General features: G+C 63.2%; 29 protein-coding genes. All 29 read right to left on the minus strand.

Annotation, left to right across the window (positions count from 1 at the left end; genetic code table 11):
* Positions 1–438 precede the first annotated feature (438 nt).
* Positions 439–1233 (minus strand): DNA adenine methylase, encoded by a 795-nt coding sequence (locus tag DFR52_RS21040; RefSeq protein ID WP_110033984.1) that lies wholly within the window; start codon positions 1231–1233, stop codon positions 439–441.
* Positions 1234–1426: 193 nt separating this feature from the next.
* Entirely contained in the window at positions 1427–2446 is a 1020-nt protein-coding gene (locus DFR52_RS21045) for a phage late control D family protein (protein ID WP_146215643.1), read from the minus strand.
* Between the two features lie 4 nt (positions 2447–2450).
* Entirely contained in the window at positions 2451–2690 is a 240-nt protein-coding gene (locus DFR52_RS21050; protein WP_245415427.1) for a tail protein X, read from the minus strand.
* Positions 2674–3072, minus strand: a complete 399-nt coding sequence (locus DFR52_RS21055; protein WP_110033987.1) for a phage tail protein — start codon at positions 3070–3072, stop codon at positions 2674–2676. Before DFR52_RS21055 ends, DFR52_RS21050 begins: the two co-directional genes overlap by 17 nt.
* A complete protein-coding gene (locus DFR52_RS21060) occupies positions 3069–4229 on the minus strand; it encodes a phage tail tape measure protein (protein ID WP_158285012.1) in 1161 nt (386 codons plus the stop codon). The genes DFR52_RS21055 and DFR52_RS21060 overlap by 4 nt, the downstream gene beginning before the upstream one ends.
* A gap of 16 nt (positions 4230–4245) precedes the next feature.
* Positions 4246–4383: a hypothetical protein gene (locus tag DFR52_RS24635; protein WP_170132327.1), complete on the minus strand. Its 138-nt coding sequence runs from the start codon at positions 4381–4383 to the stop codon at positions 4246–4248.
* A 44-nt stretch (positions 4384–4427) separates the two neighbouring features.
* A complete protein-coding gene (locus tag DFR52_RS21065) occupies positions 4428–4877 on the minus strand; it encodes a phage tail assembly protein (protein ID WP_110033989.1) in 450 nt (149 codons plus the stop codon).
* Between the two features lie 28 nt (positions 4878–4905).
* On the minus strand, positions 4906–5412 hold the full coding sequence (locus DFR52_RS21070) for a phage major tail tube protein (protein WP_110033990.1): 507 nt from the start codon (positions 5410–5412) through the stop codon (positions 4906–4908).
* 10 nt (positions 5413–5422) lie between these two features.
* Positions 5423–6655 (minus strand): phage tail sheath protein, encoded by a 1233-nt coding sequence (locus tag DFR52_RS21075; RefSeq protein ID WP_110033991.1) that lies wholly within the window; start codon positions 6653–6655, stop codon positions 5423–5425.
* Between the two features lie 170 nt (positions 6656–6825).
* Positions 6826–7086: a hypothetical protein gene (locus tag DFR52_RS24335; RefSeq protein WP_146215644.1), complete on the minus strand. Its 261-nt coding sequence runs from the start codon at positions 7084–7086 to the stop codon at positions 6826–6828.
* A gap of 133 nt (positions 7087–7219) precedes the next feature.
* Positions 7220–7819, minus strand: a complete 600-nt coding sequence (locus DFR52_RS21080; RefSeq protein ID WP_110033992.1) for a DUF4376 domain-containing protein — start codon at positions 7817–7819, stop codon at positions 7220–7222.
* Positions 7820–7828: 9 nt separating this feature from the next.
* Positions 7829–8602 carry a hypothetical protein gene (locus DFR52_RS21085; protein WP_110033993.1) on the minus strand — a complete coding sequence of 258 codons (774 nt, stop codon included), beginning with the start codon at positions 8600–8602 and terminating at the stop codon, positions 7829–7831.
* A gap of 3 nt (positions 8603–8605) precedes the next feature.
* Entirely contained in the window at positions 8606–9376 is a 771-nt protein-coding gene (locus DFR52_RS21090; protein ID WP_146215645.1) for a hypothetical protein, read from the minus strand.
* Complete coding sequence (locus DFR52_RS21095) at positions 9351–9530, minus strand: hypothetical protein (protein ID WP_110033995.1); 180 nt, start codon at positions 9528–9530, stop codon at positions 9351–9353. The genes DFR52_RS21090 and DFR52_RS21095 overlap by 26 nt, the downstream gene beginning before the upstream one ends.
* A gap of 10 nt (positions 9531–9540) precedes the next feature.
* Positions 9541–11811: a hypothetical protein gene (locus tag DFR52_RS21100; protein WP_110033996.1), complete on the minus strand. Its 2271-nt coding sequence runs from the start codon at positions 11809–11811 to the stop codon at positions 9541–9543.
* 7 nt (positions 11812–11818) lie between these two features.
* Complete coding sequence (locus tag DFR52_RS21105) at positions 11819–12451, minus strand: phage tail protein I (protein WP_110033997.1); 633 nt, start codon at positions 12449–12451, stop codon at positions 11819–11821.
* Entirely contained in the window at positions 12448–13368 is a 921-nt protein-coding gene (locus DFR52_RS21110) for a baseplate J/gp47 family protein (RefSeq protein WP_110033998.1), read from the minus strand. The genes DFR52_RS21105 and DFR52_RS21110 overlap by 4 nt, the downstream gene beginning before the upstream one ends.
* On the minus strand, positions 13368–13775 hold the full coding sequence (locus DFR52_RS21115; RefSeq protein ID WP_110033999.1) for a GPW/gp25 family protein: 408 nt from the start codon (positions 13773–13775) through the stop codon (positions 13368–13370). Before DFR52_RS21115 ends, DFR52_RS21110 begins: the two co-directional genes overlap by 1 nt.
* Positions 13776–13789: 14 nt before the next feature.
* Positions 13790–14008 (minus strand): hypothetical protein, encoded by a 219-nt coding sequence (locus tag DFR52_RS21120; RefSeq protein ID WP_110034000.1) that lies wholly within the window; start codon positions 14006–14008, stop codon positions 13790–13792.
* 17 nt (positions 14009–14025) lie between these two features.
* Positions 14026–14595, minus strand: a complete 570-nt coding sequence (locus tag DFR52_RS21125; RefSeq protein WP_110034001.1) for a phage baseplate assembly protein V — start codon at positions 14593–14595, stop codon at positions 14026–14028.
* Positions 14592–15215, minus strand: a complete 624-nt coding sequence (locus DFR52_RS21130) for a hypothetical protein (protein ID WP_110034002.1) — start codon at positions 15213–15215, stop codon at positions 14592–14594. The genes DFR52_RS21125 and DFR52_RS21130 overlap by 4 nt, the downstream gene beginning before the upstream one ends.
* Positions 15212–15691: a phage virion morphogenesis protein gene (locus tag DFR52_RS21135; RefSeq protein WP_110034003.1), complete on the minus strand. Its 480-nt coding sequence runs from the start codon at positions 15689–15691 to the stop codon at positions 15212–15214. Before DFR52_RS21135 ends, DFR52_RS21130 begins: the two co-directional genes overlap by 4 nt.
* Positions 15691–16155, minus strand: coding sequence for a gp436 family protein (locus tag DFR52_RS21140; RefSeq protein ID WP_110034004.1), 465 nt, complete (start codon positions 16153–16155; stop codon positions 15691–15693). Before DFR52_RS21140 ends, DFR52_RS21135 begins: the two co-directional genes overlap by 1 nt.
* A 15-nt stretch (positions 16156–16170) precedes the next feature.
* Positions 16171–16461, minus strand: a complete 291-nt coding sequence (locus tag DFR52_RS21145) for a hypothetical protein (RefSeq protein WP_110034005.1) — start codon at positions 16459–16461, stop codon at positions 16171–16173.
* A 92-nt stretch (positions 16462–16553) separates the two neighbouring features.
* Complete coding sequence (locus DFR52_RS21150; RefSeq protein WP_110034006.1) at positions 16554–17519, minus strand: capsid protein; 966 nt, start codon at positions 17517–17519, stop codon at positions 16554–16556.
* A 74-nt stretch (positions 17520–17593) separates the two neighbouring features.
* On the minus strand, positions 17594–17974 hold the full coding sequence (locus DFR52_RS21155) for a DUF2190 family protein (protein WP_110034007.1): 381 nt from the start codon (positions 17972–17974) through the stop codon (positions 17594–17596).
* Between the two features lie 56 nt (positions 17975–18030).
* Positions 18031–19077, minus strand: a complete 1047-nt coding sequence (locus tag DFR52_RS21160; RefSeq protein ID WP_110034008.1) for a phage protease — start codon at positions 19075–19077, stop codon at positions 18031–18033.
* Positions 19078–19348: 271 nt separating this feature from the next.
* On the minus strand, positions 19349–19555 hold the full coding sequence (locus DFR52_RS21165; protein ID WP_110034009.1) for a hypothetical protein: 207 nt from the start codon (positions 19553–19555) through the stop codon (positions 19349–19351).
* 242 nt (positions 19556–19797) lie between these two features.
* Positions 19798–20976, minus strand: coding sequence for a phage head morphogenesis protein (locus tag DFR52_RS21170; RefSeq protein ID WP_110034010.1), 1179 nt, complete (start codon positions 20974–20976; stop codon positions 19798–19800).
* Position 20977 lies beyond the last annotated feature (1 nt).

Consider the following 20977-nt stretch of genomic DNA (forward strand, 5'->3'; position numbering starts at 1 on the left):
ATGGATTGGGTCGCGGCTTACCGCTGCTTTCAAGGTTCGATCGCACCAAACCTCAACGGCCGTTGTGCGAGCAAAGCATCCATTACACTGAGCATGGCTTAACGGCGGCAATACGCCGACACTATTTTGATCGCCATTTTTGGATGAATCGGGAAATGTCGGGACCAGCACTAAGGCCCCATATGGCACCGATAGCCATGAAAATTGAAGCGCCGGCGACCGCACCGAAGACACCCCCAACGATACCTGTGCCGCTCCCAACCAGCGCCCCGAGAAGCATACCTCCGATGGATCCGAAAATTCTTGCTTTCATAGTGGTTTCCCGTTTCGACGTTGGATGTGAACGTGCGCAATAGCGGTGATGCACCGCAGCATCAAGAATAGTGGGTAAGGTCGGCTATGGGTCGTAATTGTCACGATCAAAGACGCTTTTCTTGATCACCCCGAAATGATCACCTCTTTCACCTTCTGCCCAACGCCACCGGCGATCGAGTAGGTGCAGTCGATCCGATCGATCTCGAAGCCTTTGAATATTTCCCGCACCTCTGGACGGTCGTTCAAAGACAATTTGAAGCGGCCTTGAATGGCTCTCAAAGCGGTCGCCATGTCGCTGAAATCCTCCCTCGAAAACTGCCCGACGCCATAATCGTCCTCGTTCCCGAAGTAGGGCGGGTCGAGATAGAACAGCATGCCCGGCCGGTCCCAGCGCCGGAGGAAGTCACGCCAGTCGAGCTGCTCGATGACGACGCCGGCCATGCGCTCGTGAATGTCTTCGAGCAGCGGCCCCAGGCGGGTGACGTTGAAGTGGCCGCCGCCATTCCTGTTGATACCGAAGTTCTGGCCCGTGACCTTACCGCCGAAGCTCAGACGCTGGAGATAGAGGAACCGGGCGGCGCGTTCGAGATCGGTGAGGGTGCCGGGATCGCTGCTCGCCAGGCGCTGAAACTCGCGCCGGGACGTGATCTGGAATTTGAGCGTCTCCATGAACTGCGGATAGTGCCGCTGCAGGATCCGGAAGAGATTGGCGACGTCGCCGTTCCTGTCGTTGATCACCTCCGTCTTCGGCTTCTGGGTGCGCCTCAGGAATACGCCGCCCATGCCGACGAACGGCTCGGCATAGCCGGTGTGCGGCGTGGCATTGATGCGCTCGATGATCGCCTTGGCGAGCACGCGCTTGCCGCCAATGTAGGCGGCTGGCGGGGAAACCGGATTGACCGGGGAAAAGTCGTTCATTGCTATCGCACTTTCAGAGAATCAGACACCGTTTGGCTGCTCGCGAAAGCGAGCCGGGTGAGACGTTATCTTTGGGTGCGTCTGACGGGTCCTGACGCCAATCCTGGCCCGTCGCTTGGAGCGTTTGCGCGCTCCGGCCGCCCGGAAAAATTCGAGCAGGCGAATATGCGGGAGCAAGCTCCCCCGACTGTCGTCAGGCCTTCTCCTTCGCAGTCAGGTTGATGGTGGTGATCCAGCCGGGATCCGGCGTGAACTCGTGCTCCACGCTTTCGGCCTCCCATTCGATCGCGTCGACGTCGGCTCCGAATCCGGAAACATTGACCGGCGCTCCGCCCGTGGCGGCAGCGTTGCCGGCGATCTCGATCATGCCTGAGCCGGTGTTGCGGGAGAGCTGCTGGGCCATGGCCTTTCCGCCGCGCCTGGCTTCATCCTCGCTGGCGAAGGGGTGCATGGCGTTAAAGAGCGACGCGGCCTTGCCGGTCGCGGCCTCGACGGTTTTCACCAGGCCTTTCGCGGGATCGAAATAGGGCGTCTCGACCGTTCTGAAGCCAGAGCGAGGCTCGATCTGGAACTCGTAGCTGTAGGCCTGCATGCGATCGACCGAGATCGCCGGGAGCGCCTGGCCGGAGGCGGAAGCGGCCGCGCCGCGCTCGCGCACCACGAGCTTCCCGGCCTGGGGTTTGACGGTGGCGCCGATGTCGTCTGCGAGATCGCTGAGGAAGTCGATGGCTGACTGGTTCCAGCGCAGCCGGTAGGGGATCTTGATGTCGCGTAGCGCGGAGGCGACGACGGCCGAGACGCCCATTTCACTGGCAAGCGCGTCGATGATCTTGCCGGCCGTGCCATGGCCGGTGGTCTCGTCATAATGGCCGCGCCCGGCCTTCTTGTCCTTGTCGAGGAAGTCGGCCGCACGACAGGTCAATTCGATCTCGTCGCCGTCGTCCGGAGAGCCACGCACCGACGCGCTCTGATATTCGAAGATGCCGAGCGTGGTGAGATCCAGGGCGCTCCATCCGGCGATCACGGTGTAGCGGGCACCCTTTGCAGGCAGCGTCAGGAATGGCGGCCGCGCGGTCGTCCGGATGGTCAGCGCATCGCTCTCATAGCCTTCCTGATCGGTCACCGTCGCGCCCAGGAATGCCGGGCCGAGGACCGGCACGATGTTGCGACCTGAGGGGCCGATGATGCGGATGATCGGTTTTCGCAAAGTCACGCCATTACTCCCACGGCCGGATGGTCTCGCGAATGGATTCGGCCGTGATGTTCGGCACGCTCAGAGCCAGCCCGCCGGGCAGTTCGCCACCATAGTCCGCAAGCCCGGGATTGGCAGCGAGCAGTGCCTCGACGCCGCCCGTCGTTTCATCTCCGTAGATGCGCCTGGCCAGCCGATCGATCCGCTCTCCAGGCGCAAGCGTGGCCACTGTCTGCTCGATCGCCATGTCAAAGCCCTCCGACATGAATGAGCTCGGCCGAGAGATCGACGCGCCGGCCGATGCCGGTGAAGGGATGGAGGCGATCCTCGTCGATCGACAGATTGCGGATGACGACCAGGCCCATCATCTCGCCGAGATAGTTGGGGCCGAGCCTGATGAAGGGCGCCGGCACCTGGGATTCGTGAAGGCGGATGATCCAGCCGACCGCATCCATGCCGCCGATAACATGGGGATGGGTGACCGCCTCGATCGTCGTCACCTTCTCGCCCATGCCGGTGAGCTGATAGTCCATGCCCCGGAAGGTGGGCTTGCCTGGAACACGGCTCTCCGAGGCGCGGCCGAATCCTTGCGGATTGAGGCCGATGACCTTGAGCTGCGCCGCACCGATTGCCGCAAGCGACCTCATGCCAAGCTCCCCATGTCATGGAGCGCGCCGGCGCGCGCCGTTCTGATTGCACGATCCTGCCGGCGGGAGGCAGCGGCCGCCACGCGTTCCGGGTTGCCCGTGCCCGAGATGTGCTGCGTCAAAGACAGCCCGGCAGGCTGTGCCGCGGCAGGGCTTCCGGACGAGCCGCCGAAGCGGGGAGAGATCGTCGGGGTGGCCGTGAAACTGAACGCCGCCTTGAGCTGCGCCGCCTTCTCCTTGGCGATCCCGATCGCGGCGTCACCCTCGATCGAGATCTTCTCCTTGTAGTCCTGCATGCTCTTCTCAGCGGCAGGGCCAAGGCTCTGGCCAAGAGCCGCGCCCGATTGGGACTTGAGCGCCGAAATTGCTGTCTCCAGGCGCGATATCTCTGCCTTCAGATCGGCGATCTGGAAGTCGGCGCCGGGATAGTTCGAGGGATTGGCTTCGATCTGGCTCTTGGTGGCGCGGGCTTCCTCTATCCGCTTCTGGTAGGTACTGATCTGGGCGTCGCGGTCCTCATTGGTCCGGAGTTTGTCGAACTCGTCACTGAGCATCCGGGAGAAGAAGTCTGCAAAGGGTGCCGAAACGCCGCCCCAGACCTCGCCGAGCTTGCGCCAGCCCTCGTTGCGGGCCGCTTCGCGCCGGCGTTCCTTTTCGATCGGCAGCTCCTGGACCGTCTGCAAGTCCTTGTCGACCACGCCGTTCGCACCCGAGATCTGCCCGAGCATCTCCTTGTAGAGATCGCCATTCATCTTGAGCGCTTCCAGGGCCGCGCGTGCATTGGTGTCCTGGACGAGGCCGGCCAGGTCGAACTTGTCACCAAGCCCATTCTTCTCGATCGCCTCGATGACGACATCGACCAGCGGCCGGTTTTCCGCCGTGGCCTTCTTGTTCAGGCTCTCCATGTTCATGCCGCTCTCGGCAAAGTTCTTGATCACCTCGGGCGAGAACAGCTTGTTGAGGATCTCGCGCTGCGCGGTCGCCGCCTCAGAAGAGGAGCCGAAGCCGCGCCGGATGATCTGCGCCTGCGCAACCATCTCGGCGACAGCATCCAGACCCTCGCGGCCTGTCGATTTGGTGACCGCTGCGATCTGAGGAAAGTTGCGCGCCATGTCCTCGGCCGAGAACGCGCCGAGCTTGTCGCCCTTGACCATCATGTCGAAGGCCTTGGGTCTATATCCCGTTCGCCGAGCCCGATCGGCCGCCCATCTGTCCCCACGTCTCCGCATGCACTTCATTGGCCTCGACAAACCACATCAGCAGCTTGTCCCACTCCATCGCGAAGACCTGGTCGAGTGGCGTCGAGAACATCGAGGCGACCCGGCCGGCGACTTTCCGCCAGTGCCGCGGATCGGCTACGACCCGCTCTCCGCCCGGAAGACGGGGGGCAAAAAATCGTATGCCGCATCGGTGACACGCGCCCCGTCCTCGTCGATCAGGCCGCGCAGAATTGGCACCGAGAGACCGGTCATGCGGGCATAGAGAATGAAGTTGGAAAACTCGCCGTCGAGCGCGCCGGCGATGGCGTCTTCCATCTCGCTGGTCAGAAGACGGCGGATCGTGATCTCAGTCACCGGCTTGCCGGTCTCCGGATGGTGGAACGGATGCTTTAAGGGGATGGTCAGGAAATGACCGGTGCCGATGAAATCGAGCTTTGCCGGCTCGACCGGTGCCCGCTTCACCTCGGTCCTGGACTGGCTCGGAGCACTCTTCGAATCGGGCTGGTTCTCCAGGCCCTCCCACTGGTCCTCGGGGGGCAGCGGGATGTCGGAGATCGCGACATGGGTGTCAGAGGGTTTTGTCATTTGGGCCGGCTCCTGATGATGACCCGCCTCAGGCGGCGATGATCTCGTTGTGGCTGTTGGAGTAGTTCACGCCATCAATGACGAGGTGATTGTTGAACACGTCGAAGCGGTGGATTTCCTTGCCGTCAACGATGTCGCGGTACTCGATGATCGAGCCCACCTTGTAGCCGGTGGCGTCACCCTTCTTGCCCGTGACCTTGGCCTGGGTGACCTCGTTGACCAGGCCTTTGAGGATGACGACGCGGCCCTTGTTCTCGCCTTTGACGATGTCGCGCAGGCGCTCGTAGTAGTAGAACGTGGTCCAGTCCCCGGGCTCCCGGCCGAAGAGGCCGCGAATGTCCTCATGGGCGCCGTTGAGCGAAAACGGCGCTTCGAGCTCCTCGATCTCGTAGGGGATGGCGAGATTGAAAAAGCCGCCGCCGAGCTGCAGGGTTTCCTTGGCGCGGTTGAGCGCCGGCAGGGTGATGTCGGCCAGCCGCAGGCGCTGATTGAGCGTGTCGACATACCAGTTTGCGCCATGAATGATGCGGTCCATGTCAGTCTCCTCAGGCGATCACGCGGATGTTGGGATTGCCGAGCGCATTGAGCGCGTGGGCGATGCGGCCGGCCAGGATGTCGAAGGCTTCCGGCTGCGGCTCGGTGTAGATCTGCAGGTCGGTGAGATCCGGCGTTTCCTCGAAGCGGAGTTTGACGCGGAGCCCGCCGTCACGCAGCACGGTGTTGGGGTTGAGCTTGCGGTCCCAGACCAGCTCGTAGTCGATCAGGGCACCGAGATTGACGCGCTCCATGCAGGCCTCGGCCACCGACTGATAGATCAGGGTGACCGTGTGCGGGCCAAGATCGGCGGCATTGAAGGTCCTGAGCGCGCGCAGCAAGGCCTTCTCGATCGAGCGGCGGGTGCGGATGCGCTTGATCGACCGGTAGGCGCGCGTCGTCGGGTCGGTGGCGGTCGAATAGGGTGCCCAGAGGAGCTTGTTTTCGATGACGGTGCCGACGCCGTTCTGGACGAGGAAGTTGGCGTCGTGATCGGTGCGGCCGTCCTGGTAGGAGACGCGCTGCGAGACGCCACGGATGCCCTTGAGCGGGCGGTTCCAGGCGGCCTTGTAGGGATTGCCCACTTCCGCGTCACGACGAATCATGGCGGCTGCCATATGCGGGGAAAGCGGCCGGGTGACGTTCTGGCCGTCGATCGTCACCAGCGCCGAGGGGTACATGGCGATCATGTTGAGCGAGGTGGCGAAATCGTTCGCGTTCAGCGCTGCTGTTGCCCGATCGGTCTCCACCGTATCGGTGATGCCCATGCAGTCGATGATCAGGTCGCAGATGGCATCGAAGGCGGTGGCGACCGGGTTGGCGGCATCGCCCAGGCGCTGCGAGGTGAAGCCCGGCGCGATGATCAATCCCGGCTCGAGCCCGATCTCGCTCTTGGCTTCGAGCAGCGCCCAGGCTCCGGTCTTGTCGACTGCTGAACCGGCGATCATCCCGATCTGGGTTTCGATGTCCTCGTCGTCATCCGTGCGCACGAAGATGATGTCGGTGGAAATGCCCTCGGAGGCGATCTGCGTGATGGTATCGCGCGCGGCACCCGCGCCGAGTTTCGTTATGAGTTCGCTGTCGGAGGTGTTGATTGCGATGGGCCGGTGTTTCTCGATCGAGACGTCGCCGTCGGGGCACGGCAGCGCCACGCCGATGTAGCTCACCCGCGCGTCGATGGCGGCAATCGTGGGCGAGAGATCGGAGAAGACGCGGACGCCGACATTGGGGGTGGTTGCGGACATGGCAAGGCCTCAAGCTAGGGTCAATTGAACTGACCGGAGGCTAGTGGCGGAAATCGAAAACACCCCACTGACAGATGTCAGCGGGGTGTTTGGGAGGCCTTGAACGCGGTCTAAATCTACCTCAAAAGGCGTGTGACGCAACCAGATGGGATGCTGAATTGACCCTCAGTCTAGGCCAGTGCCGCAGAAATCCAAAAGAAAATTCCACCAACGAGGATCCACGGTAGGATTGACACCGTCAGCATCCATGGGAAGACATCTAAGCGCCCTTGTCGATTTGCATCCATAATGATTTCGTATGCAGGACCATTTACGAGGGTGAATGCGCCTGCAAGAAACGCCGGTAGTAGTACCCACCAGAAGGTAAAATATCCGATGCCTGCTGCAATCGCTGTCGCAACAACTGCGATTTTCGCGGAAATTCTAAACATTAGTTCCCCTCAGATTCGCTGATCTACACCGCCCCCGAATGCAGCAGGCAGGTAGGAAGAATGCACCGCAATCTTATTCAGCATGTACAGCGCCCATTCCCAAATTGATACATTGCCTGACGGAAATTGCCCATCAAGGCCAGTTCGCATCGTCGGAGAAATTAAGTGGGATCGGCGCCATCGCCTTGATCGCCCAGGACGCCGCATAGATCGCCGACACATAGGCGCTCGCCTGCGACCACATCTCGATGAATTGAGGTGGCGTAAGATCATGATCGACGTTGTCACGGTCTCGGAACACGCTTGTCGTGGTGACGTCGCCGGCGCCGATCCGGAGCGAGGCTGCGAAGGCGAGATCGGACAGGTTGGATCGGTCTTCTTCGCGTCCCTGAAGCGGCACGTCACCGTAACCGTCTATGGTGACGGCGGTGCCTGTCAGGATTCGGCGCTCGCGTTCGCGGTTGACATCATCGCCGCTCGGCGGCGGCTTGGCGGAAACCGTGTAGGTCTTTGTCGCGGTGGTCTCACTGAGGATCCAGTCCTCGATCGGGTCGAGGCTGATGATCTGCGTGGCGGGATCGTAGGCCGGTGGCTCGTCTATGATCGGCAGGCCGTCGTAGTCGTCGCGTGCGAGGAGTTGCTCAGCCGTGAGAAGCCCTCCGGTTTCGGGAAGGATCCACCCAGGGTGCGCGCGGATACAGCGAACCCCATTTTCAATGGTCAGAAAGAGCATGGCAGTCTCCTAGTCGAAAGCCAGAGCCACTGCGGCGATGGCATCGCAGGTGCTTGAGTTGGGAAAGGTAATCGTCTTGGGGCCTGCAGCGGGGTTCACCTCGCCTGCATAAAGCGCCCACTCGCCTGAATTGGTGTCGGGGGCAAAGTAGGAAGTCAGCCCGCCGGTCACCGAGAAGGTCCCGCCGTTGTAGCAGTGTGCCACACCGGCAGTCAGACGGCCGCCACTCGCAAGCGAGAGGCTGGCCCCAGCGGATGAGGTGGCGGCGAAGCCATCGTTGGCGATCGGTGTCACACTCCCGATGTCATAGATCGGGATGAACGAGATCGAGGCTCCGCGTGTTGTCCTCGGTGGGGTGTAGGAGAAGGCGTGGGACTCTCCCGTTGGAAGCTCCACGAGATAGGCGGCTGCATAGGCAGCGCTCACGTCGGTGATTTGCTCCCGCGCAATCAGGAGCGCTGCGGCCACCCCGCCAACCGACAGGCTGGCAGTTCTTGAGTTGTTCGAGATGAGGGGCATCGCCACCATGCAGAGAATATGGCGGGTGTGCCCTGCAGTTGGCGCTGCACCGGTTGCGGCCGTGCCTGTGTACGAGCCGCCGATGTCGGCAGTGGTGGAGAACGAGCTTGGAGCGCCCGCTGTCAGCGGATAGCGGAGAGCCGGCTTCCAGACTCCTGCCACGTTTACCCAGCCACCGATCACCGGTTTGATGACGCCGGCGTGTCTGACGCTGGTGCCGATGATCGGCTTGATGATGCCCGCATGTCTCGCTGACGCTGGCATGGTCTACACCTTGAACCAGACGTCGCCATCGACACCGCCGGACGGATCTGCGGTGGAGATGGTGAGCGTGCGATTGGCCATGGTGCCTACTGCATTGAGCCTGGTCTTGTCGGCGCCGGTCATGAAGCCTGATGCACCGCCGGCGACCACAGCGGCGTGGACATGGCCGGTTGCGGCCTTGCCGGCGAGCGCCGCTGTGATGGTCGCGGCAAAGCTGTCATTGTCGGCGAGTGCTGCAGCCAGCTCATTGAGCGTGTCGAGAGTGCCGGGCGCGCCGTCGACCAGGGCGTCGATCGCCGACACGATGGCCGCATCGGTCTCGCTTGATGAGTAGACCTCCAGAAGGCCGCGCATCGCGGCATGGCTCAAAGCCGCGACCAAGGCCTTGCCATCGGCCGACATGAGGAATGACAGCCGGGCGTCATCGAGCGTGCCGGTCATGTTGACCAGGTCCAGATAGTAGGCCGGCAGCTGCCCACCCAGCTTGAGCGCATCCGGAGCCGATCCACCGTCGAGGAGGGCTGCGATTTGATCGCTGGCCTCGGCGATATCCTCCTGGAGTGCGACAAGCTGCGGGGCGACATTGACGGCGATCATGCTCAGTGCCGCCGATGTCCCCTCGGCAATCAGCGACTCGAAGCTCGCTTCCAGCGCCTCGCGTTCCGTCATCCGCTCATGCAGATCGCCGAGGGCAGCATTGAGCACCGCCGCCGATCGCTGCATGTCGGGTGTGATCAGATAGCCGTTTTCACGACTTGGCAGTTGCTCGGTCAATGATCGCCTCCCCATTCTCCGCAATGATCCGGTTGACCATTTTGCCGGTCATCTCGTAGCTGCCGGCCGGCTGGTATTTGAGCGGGCCGACTGTCGCGAGCGCGGACAGGCGAACCTCGTAGATCGTTGCATTCTCGTATGTGGCTTCCGCCATGTCGGTCTCCTCAAAGTGCCGCGATGAAACAGTCCTGGATGAAGGGCACCTCGGCCACGTTCGATGCCGTCATCACCGGCCGCATGCGCGCCGATGTCGTCGCGGCCCCGAGCACATAGGTCGAGGTGATGGTGCGCCGTTCGGCGTTGTCCGGATCAATCTTGACCTGCGTGGTGTCGGCCGCGACCACGGCGCCTCCCACCATGATGGTCGGCGTGAGCGTGTGCTCGGCGGCAATCCAGGCATCGACCGTGAACACTGTGACGATCGAACTGGATGAGATCCCGAACTCGAACTGCTTCGAGATGGCGACCATGTCGCCCCGGTGCCGGGCGGTCGTGCCGACCGCAAACTGATCCATGACGATCATCGGAGCCAGGTCCGGGGTGCCGAGCATGACGATGCGGATCTCGGTCAGCGCCGGCAGGCCGATGAGCGGATGGGTGGCCGTCGTCTCCTCCTTGAAGGGCACCCAGGTGGTGGCGCCCGAGGGCTTGAGCTCGAACTCCAGAGCGGTGCCGCCAGGCACCCAGGATTTGAACAGCAGGTCGATGTCGGTCATGCCGTTCTCAAGCGTCAGCGGCTGCAGCGGGATGATGGTGCGGACATCGCGGAAGCGGGCGGCATTGACCTTGAAGGCGAAGTCGCCCTCGACATCGCCCTGCGCCCAGGCGCCATCGCTCATCAGGAACAGCGAGCCGCCCGTGTATTTGTTCTGCTCGGTGGTGTTGAGGGCATGGTTGCCGGTGGTCACGGTGAACCAGGCGTAGCGCTTGCCGCTCTGCAGGAGGGTCAAGTCAATGTCGAAGCGGTTCCATCCGATCGCCAGATCCGGCTGGTTGATCTGCCCGTGCGCGAGCACCTTCTCGACCACCGGCTGGCCGGTCTCGTTGGTCTCGCAGACAAAGAGATAGAGCGTGCCGTCATTGCCCACGCGTGCGACCGAGAGGTCGATCGAGGTGGCGATCATCGGCTGGGAGACGAGGAAGGTCTGGCCGTAGATCGAACCGTTGATGCCGATCTCTTCCGTTTCATAGGTCCAGTAGACCTCGTTGTAGGTCTCGCGGCGGATTCGAGTGATCTCGTAGAGGTGATGGCCGGCCCAGGTCTTGTTGGCGACGATCTCGCCGACCTCCCATTCCTCGCCATCCTTGGTGAAGACCTCACCGGTTCGAAGGTCGCCCAGGAACGACCATCCGCTCGCGTTCTCGCACTGGTTCTTTGAGGTGCCGTAGACGATCCGCTCGCGGGAAACCTCTTGGCGGATGGCAGTCGTTACCGTGTGAGTGAGCTGCGAGATATTGCGGGTGGCATCAGTGCCGACATTGGAGATGCGGGTGACCTCGTCATAGGCCGGCACCACGCGGCCGGCCTTGATCATGATCCGCGGATCATCCGAGTTGGTCAGTTGCAGCTGCGCCTGGCGCTCATTGGCCCAGGCAAAGCGGATGCCGTGGTTGATGCGCGCCAGCCAGTCGCCATGGGCGGTGTCCCATTGGTCGCTGACCAGGCCATAGTCGAAGACATAGGCACGCTGATTTTCGGGCAGCTCAATGAGCCTCCTGGCAGCCCCGATATCGCGCTGCATCTGCCGGATGATCGCCGGCCGGGGAATGTCGGAGATCCGAGCTGCAATGTTGGCGATGTCGGTCTCGATCGAGACTGTGCGTTCGAACAGCGCGTCGAGATTGATCTCAAGGCTGGTGACGCGGCCTTCGACTTCGAAGAGGGTTTTGGCGCGCGAGCTTTCCGCCGGCTCGATGAGCTGGATGCCGGTGGACTTCAAGAGCACGAAGGCGATTGCCGCATCGGTCTCGGCGACGACCGGCTTGACCGCCGGCGCCGGCGCCTTGTTGCCCTGCTGGACAACGAGCGACACCTTGCGGCCGATCGTCTTCGGCGTCGAGCGGTTGACCGGGATCGAGGTCTCCGGATCCTGACTGGTCTCGAAGGTGCGGTTGGCGGTCAGCGTTTCCTCGCTGCCGCGCAGGATAATGGCGACCCAGACTTCGTCGGTGGCGACGATCGGGAGATAGGTCTGCAGGCTCAGCGTGATCTCGGCGGCATTGGCATAGGCGATGCGACCATTGAGGAACCGCCCCGGAGAGACCGTGATCTCCTGTGCGGAGGCCTGGGCTACCGTGAAAGCCGCCCAGTGGTTCGGATAGCCCACGGCATCGTTGAGCAGATCGTCGACGGCCGACTGGCTGAAGATGCCGATGTTGTCGAAGTCGGTGTGTTCGGCGATCTCGGCGGAATCGAATACGACGCGGTTGCTCATGGTGTCCTCACAGTCTGGTGCGGTTGATAAAGCCGCCGAAAAGTTGGGTTTCCTCGTCGGGCAGGATGTCGGCGAAGATCGCGCGCCGGCGCCAGGCGAAGGTGACCGAATATTGGGTCTCGGGTGCCTTGGCGGTGGCCATGGCGATCTTGGCGCGGCGGATGGGTTCGAGATCCACGGATTTGAGCGGTGCCGCGCCGATGACGGCCTTGCCGAATTCGAACACGTTGACCGGCCGTGTCAGGCTCAGCCGGACCAGATAGTGAGCGACGAACGGCTTGTGGCCGACCGGCGTTATGCCGATGACGGCGCGGCCAAAGGCGAACCGCGCCGGGTGGGCGATGACGTCCACGATCTCGGCATCGACATAGGCGAGGTATCGCCTGAGGCCTGCGCGGGTGCCCTTGAGGCTTGCGAGTTCGGCTGCCTCGGAGACCATCTGGCGCTTGCGCGCGAGCGGCCAGTCCTCAAACCAGAGATCGACACTTTCGTGGGCGGCGAGGAAGGGCAGCATTGCGGCCGGCGCTGTGGCCGGGTCCATAGTTTCAGTGAACGGCACCGGCAGTTCGTCGAAGGTGGCGGCAAACAGCGCCTGCTCGAAGACACCGGCATTTGCAGGCAGGATCGAGGGGACGCTCATGCCCGGATCTCCAGCGTGATGGCGATGCTGGTCAGAACCGGCACGGTGTAGGGGTCGGCGGCGATCTCGACAGGCGCCAGGTCACGGACCTTGATCACGTTGGGACCGTAAGCCGCACCTGAGAGCAGGCCCGCCGGGATCTCGCCGCCGATCAGCATGCGGGCGGCACCGGCTGAACGCACGCGCTCGATGACTTCGCTCCGGATGATCTCGGCATCAGGTCCCGGCGGCACCTCGATCACCATCTCGACGCTGTATTCGAGCGGCGTCGCATCGATGACGGCGACGCTCACGGCTTCCGGTTTGACGTGGTCGGCCAGCACAGCGGCCGTCACCAGCGCGCGCTCGGCAGGCGATGGGATTGCACCCATTGGCCCGATGATGACGACGTCGGTGTCGCCGCGCCGGCCGTGGATGGCATGGCCATTGACGCGGGCATCATGCATCTGCGGCCAGGCAGTGAAGGCCTGGTAGAGATAGCAGTCGCGCGAGCCGGCCGCGGCGCGGTCAAACGAGAGCAGATATCGGCGCAACAGCGATGCATCATTCTCCATCACAGCCGGCGTCGAGCCGTTGGCGGGCGTGATTGTCAGCCGTTCGACATTCTGCCTGGCAACCACCGCATCAAGGTTCGTGCCCTTCGCCTCTGTCGCAAGCAGCGCCTTGATCCCGTCATTGACGCGCTGCCGATCGAGAAGGCGCAGAAACGCGAAGGCCTGGCCGACGATGATGACCGGGTCGGTTTCGAGCTGCTCGACATCGTAGGCCGGGAGCGTTGGATTGTCAGCGCGCGCGTCCTCCCAGATCGCGGTGAACCGGGCGATGAACTGGGCAATCAGCGACTGAGCGTTCAGCGGCTCGATGATCGCCGGTACCGGCACGCGGGAGAGGTCGATGGATATCGGGGCGTAAGTCATCAATTGACACCCAGCTGAGAGGTGAGCGTCATCGGCACGAGCGCCTGGTCGTCGTCGGAGACATCGTAGTTGCCGAAGCGGCCCTCGGGGAAATAGGTGCCGGCATAGCGCACCCCCAAAGTGCCATCGCGTTCGAGCTTGACGAACTGCAGGCTGGAAATCCGATATTCCGGCTCATAGCGGTGGGCGGCCTCGACCATCGAGACATAGATGTCGAGCGCCAGCGCCGGCGTGATGTCGTCGCCAAGGTGGCCGCGCAAACGGGATCCGAATTCCAGACGCATGATCCGGGTGCCGATCACGGTTACCCAGATGACCGCGAGCGACTGGCGCAGATGCGCGATGCCGCGCAGGATTTCCCCTGTCTCGCGGTCGACGCCCGTGCGGTATCGGATTGCGTTTGCCACCCTCTCAACTCCTCTCAATCGGCCTTTGAAGACGCTTCACGTGCGACCTCGATTGCGCCGATGCGCAGTTCGTGGGCGGCCTCAACTGGGCGCAGGTGCACCAGGTCGCCTGGCTTGACCGGGCGGCCGGCGACACGCGGTCCCGCAAGCGCCGTGACCTTGTAAGCGCCACCGTGATCGGCGGGCTTCGGGGTGACCTCTGCTCTCAGCTTTGATTTCGCACTTCTGGCCATGGCGGCGGTTCCTTTCCTCATGTTGCGCTGACCACGCCCGAGCCGGTGATGATGGGCCATTGTCCCGCGCTCGATCCGGCTCCGACCTGGACCAGGTCGCCGACGCGCGCCACGGCCTTGCCGCCTTCGCCGCCCAGCGTGACCGTCTCGGCATCGACATGGACGTTTCGTGCGGCCACTCGCGTGGTCTCCTTTTCGAGCGTGATGCGGGAGCCGTCGGCAAACTCGATCACGGCCTCGGTCGACTTGTTGGACGGCGGAGCGTGGTCATCGTCATAGGTCGACCAATGGGCGACGGAGCCCGAGCCGATGGTGCCGGATGGCGAGAGCATGATCATCTGCTCGTTGTCGGCCGGCGGGGCGTGAACCTTCAGCGTTCCCGCGCCTGGCTGCTGCCACCGCACGGGTGGAGACAGGACCTCTTCGCCGTCCGGCGTCTTGCCCAGGATGAGGCGCACGGTGCGGTCTTCGAAGTTCTGGCTTCCGGGTTTGACCTTGCCGGGCAGCACGGCGGAGGCGACCCGGCGTTCAACTCGCTGGATCTTGCGGTGAAGCGTCCGGATCTCGGAAGCGACGAGCCGGCTCATGACTGGTCCCTCTCGATGAGCGCCCGGATCTCGTCCGGAATGCCGTCGTCAAACAGGACCTGCTCGTCCTCGGTCTCGGAGACCTGAGGCGTTTCGGTCGAGAATGGAGAGGCGCCGTGTTCGAACACCGTCTGCGTCCAGGTCACCACATAGTAGGCCATGCCCCGGGCGAAGCTCCTGGCGGTAAACAGCGGCCGGAACTCGGCCGGCGGTGTGGTCAGCGGCAGGCCGATATAGGTCAGTCCCCAGGACGCCGCATCTTCGTCGCCAAGGAGCTGCAGCAGAAACCCGCCAATCGCGTGGCCCACGACCTCGCGGTCGACCCGGCGCTTGAGGCCGATATCAGCCAGATCTTCAACGACGATGTAGGCCGCGAACTCGACCATGAGGCCATGGCTTGCCGAGACGTCTTCGACGGCGCGGATCCGCGTCCAGCCGATGGCAATGCCGGGCGCCTTGACGATGTCATTCTCGACCACGTCCGAGATATCGAGCTTGCCAGGATGCGAGAGGACGGTGACACCGCTCAGGTGCGATGTGATGGTTTGAACGATGGCCGTTTTCACCGCTTCGATGCGATTGTCCAGGATCAGGCCTGAGAGGGTCTTAGCTTCGATCATCGGATCAGGCTCCCGAGATAATCGGTCACCACGTCGCGGATCTCCGTCTCGTTGTCGGTGGAGAGACCAACGAAGGGCCGGGCGGGAATGGTGACCTTCTTGGCACGGACGGTCTTGCCGCCGACCTTGAAGACGAGGAACTCAGCGCCCTTGGGGACGATCTCGGCTCCCTCCTGGTGAACATGGGCGTACTGCCATGCCGCACCCCATTCGGCCTCTGCCGAGGACGACTGCGAGGCGACGCTGTCGAGCAGGTTGCGGCCGGTCTTGAGCAGGATCGAGGTTCCTTCCGCATTCGGAAGCCAGGCCGTCCCGTCCGGCCCGGTCTTCTCCTCGGAGATCCGGCGGCGGGTCTGGCTTTCGCCGATCGCAGCAATCGCATCCATCAACGGCCCGGTCGGGAAGTCGGCGAGCGAGGCGAAGTCGGTGATGACTTTTTCCAAATTGCCGGTTTCGAAAACGAGGGAAATGCTCATCAGAGCCCCCGCAGTCGGTCGCGGGTGAAGATGCGGGCGGGCGCTTCGATCAGGACCTGATTGGGCGAGCTTGAGCTGGCGCCGCCGGCCGGAACACCACCGGCCTCGCCGTTGATGAACGACAGGCCGCCGCGGCCCGCAGAGATCGCTTCGAGACGCTTGATGGCGGCATTGTAGCGATCTTCCAGCCGCTCGCTTGAGCGCGAGAACGCAATCGCGACCCGGTAGAGCGCGATGTCGATCGTATAGAGGCGCAGAGTGCCGAGGCTGTCTTCATCAAGCCGGGTGAGTTCGTCCAGGCCGTAGCGCGCCTTGAGCACGCCACGCACCTCCGACGACGCATCGCGAAGTGCGGCCTCGATCCGGGCGTCGTCGCGCTGGCCGGTGTCTTCGTCGGCCGCCAGCACGATCAGCTCGCGCGGATAGCGGGCTTCCATGTCGCTGAGCGTTGCGTAATCGGTCATCGGGGGTTCCAAACGCTAGTGGGTGAGGCCGGCATCTTTGAGTTCATCGAGAAGCTCGATGCCGACGCTCACCGTGGACCCGGCCTTGCGGATCCTGCCATTGACCATCGCCTGGCGGGTGAGCATGGCGGTGTAGAGGATCGGGCCGGTGGGCAGCGGCTCCGGAGCGGCGGCTGTCGCTGTCGCCGGTATCGCCTGAGTGATCGGCGCCGAGGCGGCGCCACCGGTCTCGGCGCCGGGATTGGCAGCGGTCAAGCCTGCGTCGGCGTTGGCTGTGTCGGCGGGCTTCTGGGTCTGCTTGGCCATTGGGATCTCCAGTGTTTGAAGCTTTGAGGTGAGCTGCGGGGGAGAGCCAGAATGCTCTCCCCCTTTCACGGTCCTTCGCTCGGGGGATATTTCTAGTCGGCGACGACGCCGGTGAGCTGGTAGCCAACATCCTTGGCGCAGATCAGCTCCTTGACCCGCTCGCCGACGCGGATGACGGTACCGCCGCCAAGGCCGACATTGGGGTCTTCGATGCGGCCGGAGACGCGGTTTCCATACTCGGCGGTGTAGCCGAAGGTGATGCCGCCTTCGGGCCGGGCGATCGGGTTGATGTGCAGCGCCTGGATGGAGTTGCCCCAGACGCGGTCGAGGACCGGCGCCTGACCCTTCCGCGCCGTGTTGACATATCCTTCGCCGACCAGGATCTCGCGGATCTCCAGGAGGCGCGCCAGTTCCTCGCGGCTGATGATGCCCTTGTTGGTGAAGCTGCCGCGGATCGCGTTGACCAGGTGCGGGTGCGAACTCAGCGTCTGCCAGACCTTGTTGCCCATCACGAGCGTATTGGCGCGGTAGATCAGCGTCCCGTTGATGGCTTCCTTGAGCACTTCGAGCGGGTTGGAATTGTCGTAGTCGGAGAACTTGTCGGTGCCGGTCAGTGCCAGCCGGCGGGCGGCGTCATAGGAATTGGTATCCTGGATCATCTTGGCGACGCGGACTTCGCGGTCGAGCAAGGTGAGGTCGGTCAGCATCATGGTGGCGTAGGTTTCGGGATTGAAGGACGAACGGTTTTCCGCCCGCGCCCGCTCGGCCTCCACGATGTCGGAATTGGGAATCGGATCCTCGAGCCCGAAGTCTTCGACGCTCTCGGTCTTCTCGGTGGATTCGAACTCCACCCGGTTGACCCGGCCGGTGCGGCCGACCCGCGTGTCGGGAACGGAGAACGCCTGGCCGAGCGGGTATTCGAGCCATTTGAACTTCTCGCCGGCGACGGGCTGGCGCGGCAGCACGCGATCGGCGATCAGCGTCTGCGCGTCATTGCTGTAGCCGATGGCGATCGCGGAGAGCGTCGGGTCGACCACAAAGGGGCGATTGGGAGCCATGGTAGTTTCCTTCGGTTCAGTTGCAGCGGTCAGCCCGCGTCTTCAGGGTTGGGGCCAGGGTTGGGAAAGGCCGGTCAGGGGGCCGGATGGGAGATGATGGAGGGCGCGAGCAAGATCGGGATGATGTCGCCGGCGAACCCGTCGCTCTGCGCAAAGCACACGACGCGGATCGCCGACCCGGCCACAGGCAGCGCCTTGATGCCTTTTCCGTTGGCGTCGGCCGTCAGCGGATCACCGGCGGTCACTGTGCCGCCAAGCTCAAGCTCGTATCCGCCGACCTGAACCACATCGACCATGCCGCCGATCGGAGCGCCCATGCGCTCGGACACGCCGATGGAGGGCGATGTGGCGGACGTTGCCGTGGTCACGTTGGCGGCGGTGCCCGAAAAGGCGACGATGCGGTAGCCGGCGATGGCAGCACTTGCGAAGAAGGATTTGATCAGGATCGGCGTCATGGTCTTTTCTTTCCGGTTGTCGAGCAGCTTTCGGTCAGGGCTCGGAGTGGGCAGCTTCAGGCGGTCTTGGCGGAGCTGGTTGCTTGCGCCTGGACGGCGGCGACAGCCTGGTCGAAGGGAATGTTGACGCCCTTGGCCTTCAGGGACGCCTGGTAGCCGCGCGCTTCAGCCGCGAGATTGACGGGATCAACTGCGGTCGCGGTCGGCTCCGGGGGAGAGGCGGGCTGCAGGCTCAGACTGGAGGCGCCGAGCTTTTCCGGGGTGATGTCGAGGAGCTCCGCCACCTGCGCAAATCCGTCATCGGTGGCGCAGAGCTTGGCGTAATGGTCCTTCTGAGCCGGCAGGATCTTCTTGGCCGTGAGTGCAGCCGACAGCAGGGCTGCGACCTTCTCGTCGCGTGCGGTCTTCTGGAGCGCTGAGAGTTCGGAGTTCACGGCCGCGAGCCTTGCGAGCGCTTCGTCGTGAACCGCCTTATCGACCTTCGAGGTGGACAATGCGGCCAGGGCGGCAAGGCAGGCGTCCTCATTGGCGTCAGTTGAAAGGCCGAGGGCAGTGGCGATAGCTTTCATGGATCTGGTCTCCGTGGTGAGGGATGCGGCGGCAAGCGCCGGCATGGAAAGGGCGGGGGCCGCAACGAGGGCTACGGAATGAAGCCAGGTGGCCTTGCCGAACTCGTCGTGGCGGAATGTGGGGGAGAGGTAGCGATGGGTGCGCGCACCAAGCGCCTGGCGTCCGGCATCAAGCCAGTCGACCTCGCCATAGAGCCCATCGGGTTCCGAGGTCAGGCTCTTGATCCAGCCAATCGCGCCGGCGTCGCCGCCAAAGATGCTGGCGGAAATCTGATGATTGAGATCGACCGGGATCTCGATGCCGTCTGCCGCAAAGCGCTGCACCAGGATCTCGGGGGTGAATTCATAGGCGCGGCCGTCGCGGGTTTCGATCCGGCCGCGCGGCGCGATCTTGACGCGCATGGGCTTGGTGTCGGTCGCGGCCGAGAGCTGCCCCAGCTCGATGGTCAGGGCACCGCGCGCGAAATTGGCGCTGACGTCATCGTCTGACTTGGGGGCTGCCTTGGGGGCTGATTTGGTGATTGCTTTGCTCATGGCGAATTGAATGCCATGGCGGACAGAGAGACGGCCGCTGACACCTGTCAGCGGAACTGTCTGTCATTCGGATTTGATGGAGCTGGGGAGTCCCTCGAAGCGGGCAGATGGACCATTGCCCATTTGAGGTGCGGATGCAAACCCCGGACCCCATTCAGGATCAAATTTGAAACGGCTTCAAAGCCCGTACAGCGCGTTTGTCGGTCAGCGGGGACATCGGGGCCGGCCACCGGTTCGTCGCGCCAGCGTCGGCCCCTATGAAGCGAGCTCTTCAGGTGAGCTGTCGATCCTCCCGAAGCCTCTGCTTCATTTCTTCCACACCGCTCATGCCCCGTTCAAAAAGGAAGACGATGCGCCTGGCTATCTCGTCACGGGTCTCCCCGTCCTGCGCGCTGACGCCGAACTCTACGCAAAGCTCTTCCAGCGTCCTTCTGAGGAGCGCCAACTGGTCTGGGTTCGCGATATTCCGGAAAGGCATGGCAATCTCCCGGCAAACGAAGTCTGTTTCGTCTTCATAAGTGGGCTTTCCATTCGGAACAAAACTTATGCTTTCGCGCGCAGATCCGCAATCGAGGATCTCAATCGGCTGCCGTCCCAAAGTGGGGCAAGACAGATGTTGAAATCTGGATCGCGTGCCGCTAGATTCATGGCAGGGAAACAGCCCAAAGTCGGGTAGGCCGGTACTGCACCGTTGGGGGTTTGCGTCCTCCTGTTTCCCCCTCATTCCAGCCCCGCCTTCTTGAGCGCCTTTGTCACATCGGCGGCGCGGACCTTGTGCAAGGTCTGGATCCGCAGGAAGCCGTTGGCGGAGCGCACCAGCACGATTTCCCACCAGACCGGACCGATCGCGAAGAACACCGTCCTGGCGTTCCCCCTGCCTTCGTCGATGAGCTGCCCCGTATCGATCATCTCCTGGACGGAGGCCAACGTGTCGAAGCGGACGCTTGAGTGCTTCGTCATCTTCTTGCGCAATGTCGCGGTGTCGATGATGAGGAGCGGTGACGCGGCGTTGAGCTCGGACGCAGCGGTTTCGGCAACTGCGACGGGGATCCGGACCCGTTCAGACAGATTGGCGAGCACTGCCGTCTCGCGGCTGTTGACGATCTCGGCGATGGCCTTCCGGGCAAGCTCCGGGCCGGCCTGGTCGAGCGTCTCGGTCAAGCGCGCCACCAACGTCCTGGCGCGCGCCAAGCCCGGGTTGGTTTGCCAGCCGGGATCGATTCCTTCCGGCACCTTGACCAGCTCGCCAGTGCGCTTGTTGAGATACTGTCTCCAGACGATCTGAGGACCGCCATCATCGAGCTTGTATCCGAGCCTTGTCGCTTCGCGTGCGCTGATCTGGCGAACCGAGCATTTGCAGCCCCAACCGTTGGGCGGAAAATGCGTCCGCCAGAAGGCGTCATCGACCGGAAGGATGATCCCCTCGAAAGCCAGATGCTCGGGCCGTGGTTCAATCGAAGCGGTCCGGACATAGAGGATGTAGGGCAAGGCCTGCTTGGTCCGCTCGATGCGCTGCCACTGGCCTGCAGCGCGGGCGGCGCGCATGTTCGACCAGTAGCTGGTTTGGAGTCGGCGCGGCGAGGAGAAGTCGACGGCGCGATCCGGAAGCCGCCCGGTGGGATCGGACACCAGCCGCGGCCCCCACCATCCGAGCCGCTTCAACTCGGGCTCGAGCCGGGCCTTCCAGTTTTCGATCGTCTCGCCTTCTGCCAGGCTCTCAGCGATCGTGGACTGGAATGCGCCAAGGAGTTCGATTTCCAGTGCCTTGGCGACAGTGAAGGCGTGGGCATGCTCTTCGCCAAAAACGTCCTGCCAGGAGAATGCCGGCCGCAACGACTTCTGGTCGAAGTAGTCGGTGATCTCCGCCGGCGCTCGAAACCCGCGCTTCGCTTGAGCCATG

Source organism: Hoeflea marina (assembly GCF_003182275.1).
Taxonomy (GTDB): Bacteria; Pseudomonadota; Alphaproteobacteria; order Rhizobiales; family Rhizobiaceae; genus Hoeflea; species Hoeflea marina.

Excerpts from the sequence above, each read along its gene's own strand:
- DFR52_RS21040 (WP_110033984.1), bottom strand. The coding sequence starts at position 1,233 with ATGAACGACTTTTCCCCGGTCAATCCGGTTTCCCCGCCAGCCGCCTAC.
- DFR52_RS21050 (WP_245415427.1), bottom strand. The coding sequence starts at position 2,690 with ATGTCGGAGGGCTTTGACATGGCGATCGAGCAGACAGTGGCCACGCTT.
- DFR52_RS21055 (WP_110033987.1), bottom strand. The coding sequence starts at position 3,072 with ATGAGGTCGCTTGCGGCAATCGGTGCGGCGCAGCTCAAGGTCATCGGC.
- DFR52_RS21060 (WP_158285012.1), bottom strand. The coding sequence starts at position 4,229 with ATGATGGTCAAGGGCGACAAGCTCGGCGCGTTCTCGGCCGAGGACATG.
- DFR52_RS24635 (WP_170132327.1), bottom strand. The coding sequence starts at position 4,383 with ATGTTCTCGACGCCACTCGACCAGGTCTTCGCGATGGAGTGGGACAAG.
- DFR52_RS21065 (WP_110033989.1), bottom strand. The coding sequence starts at position 4,877 with ATGACAAAACCCTCTGACACCCATGTCGCGATCTCCGACATCCCGCTG.
- DFR52_RS21070 (WP_110033990.1), bottom strand. The coding sequence starts at position 5,412 with ATGGACCGCATCATTCATGGCGCAAACTGGTATGTCGACACGCTCAAT.
- DFR52_RS21075 (WP_110033991.1), bottom strand. The coding sequence starts at position 6,655 with ATGTCCGCAACCACCCCCAATGTCGGCGTCCGCGTCTTCTCCGATCTC.
- DFR52_RS24335 (WP_146215644.1), bottom strand. The coding sequence starts at position 7,086 with ATGTTTAGAATTTCCGCGAAAATCGCAGTTGTTGCGACAGCGATTGCA.
- DFR52_RS21080 (WP_110033992.1), bottom strand. The coding sequence starts at position 7,819 with ATGCTCTTTCTGACCATTGAAAATGGGGTTCGCTGTATCCGCGCGCAC.
- DFR52_RS21085 (WP_110033993.1), bottom strand. The coding sequence starts at position 8,602 with ATGCCAGCGTCAGCGAGACATGCGGGCATCATCAAGCCGATCATCGGC.
- DFR52_RS21095 (WP_110033995.1), bottom strand. The coding sequence starts at position 9,530 with ATGGCGGAAGCCACATACGAGAATGCAACGATCTACGAGGTTCGCCTG.
- DFR52_RS21100 (WP_110033996.1), bottom strand. The coding sequence starts at position 11,811 with ATGAGCAACCGCGTCGTATTCGATTCCGCCGAGATCGCCGAACACACC.
- DFR52_RS21105 (WP_110033997.1), bottom strand. The coding sequence starts at position 12,451 with ATGAGCGTCCCCTCGATCCTGCCTGCAAATGCCGGTGTCTTCGAGCAG.
- DFR52_RS21110 (WP_110033998.1), bottom strand. The coding sequence starts at position 13,368 with ATGACTTACGCCCCGATATCCATCGACCTCTCCCGCGTGCCGGTACCG.
- DFR52_RS21120 (WP_110034000.1), bottom strand. The coding sequence starts at position 14,008 with ATGGCCAGAAGTGCGAAATCAAAGCTGAGAGCAGAGGTCACCCCGAAG.
- DFR52_RS21125 (WP_110034001.1), bottom strand. The coding sequence starts at position 14,595 with ATGAGCCGGCTCGTCGCTTCCGAGATCCGGACGCTTCACCGCAAGATC.
- DFR52_RS21130 (WP_110034002.1), bottom strand. The coding sequence starts at position 15,215 with ATGATCGAAGCTAAGACCCTCTCAGGCCTGATCCTGGACAATCGCATC.
- DFR52_RS21135 (WP_110034003.1), bottom strand. The coding sequence starts at position 15,691 with ATGAGCATTTCCCTCGTTTTCGAAACCGGCAATTTGGAAAAAGTCATC.
- DFR52_RS21140 (WP_110034004.1), bottom strand. The coding sequence starts at position 16,155 with ATGACCGATTACGCAACGCTCAGCGACATGGAAGCCCGCTATCCGCGC.
- DFR52_RS21145 (WP_110034005.1), bottom strand. The coding sequence starts at position 16,461 with ATGGCCAAGCAGACCCAGAAGCCCGCCGACACAGCCAACGCCGACGCA.
- DFR52_RS21150 (WP_110034006.1), bottom strand. The coding sequence starts at position 17,519 with ATGGCTCCCAATCGCCCCTTTGTGGTCGACCCGACGCTCTCCGCGATC.
- DFR52_RS21155 (WP_110034007.1), bottom strand. The coding sequence starts at position 17,974 with ATGACGCCGATCCTGATCAAATCCTTCTTCGCAAGTGCTGCCATCGCC.
- DFR52_RS21160 (WP_110034008.1), bottom strand. The coding sequence starts at position 19,077 with ATGAGCAAAGCAATCACCAAATCAGCCCCCAAGGCAGCCCCCAAGTCA.
- DFR52_RS21165 (WP_110034009.1), bottom strand. The coding sequence starts at position 19,555 with ATGCCTTTCCGGAATATCGCGAACCCAGACCAGTTGGCGCTCCTCAGA.
- DFR52_RS21170 (WP_110034010.1), bottom strand. The coding sequence starts at position 20,976 with ATGGCTCAAGCGAAGCGCGGGTTTCGAGCGCCGGCGGAGATCACCGAC.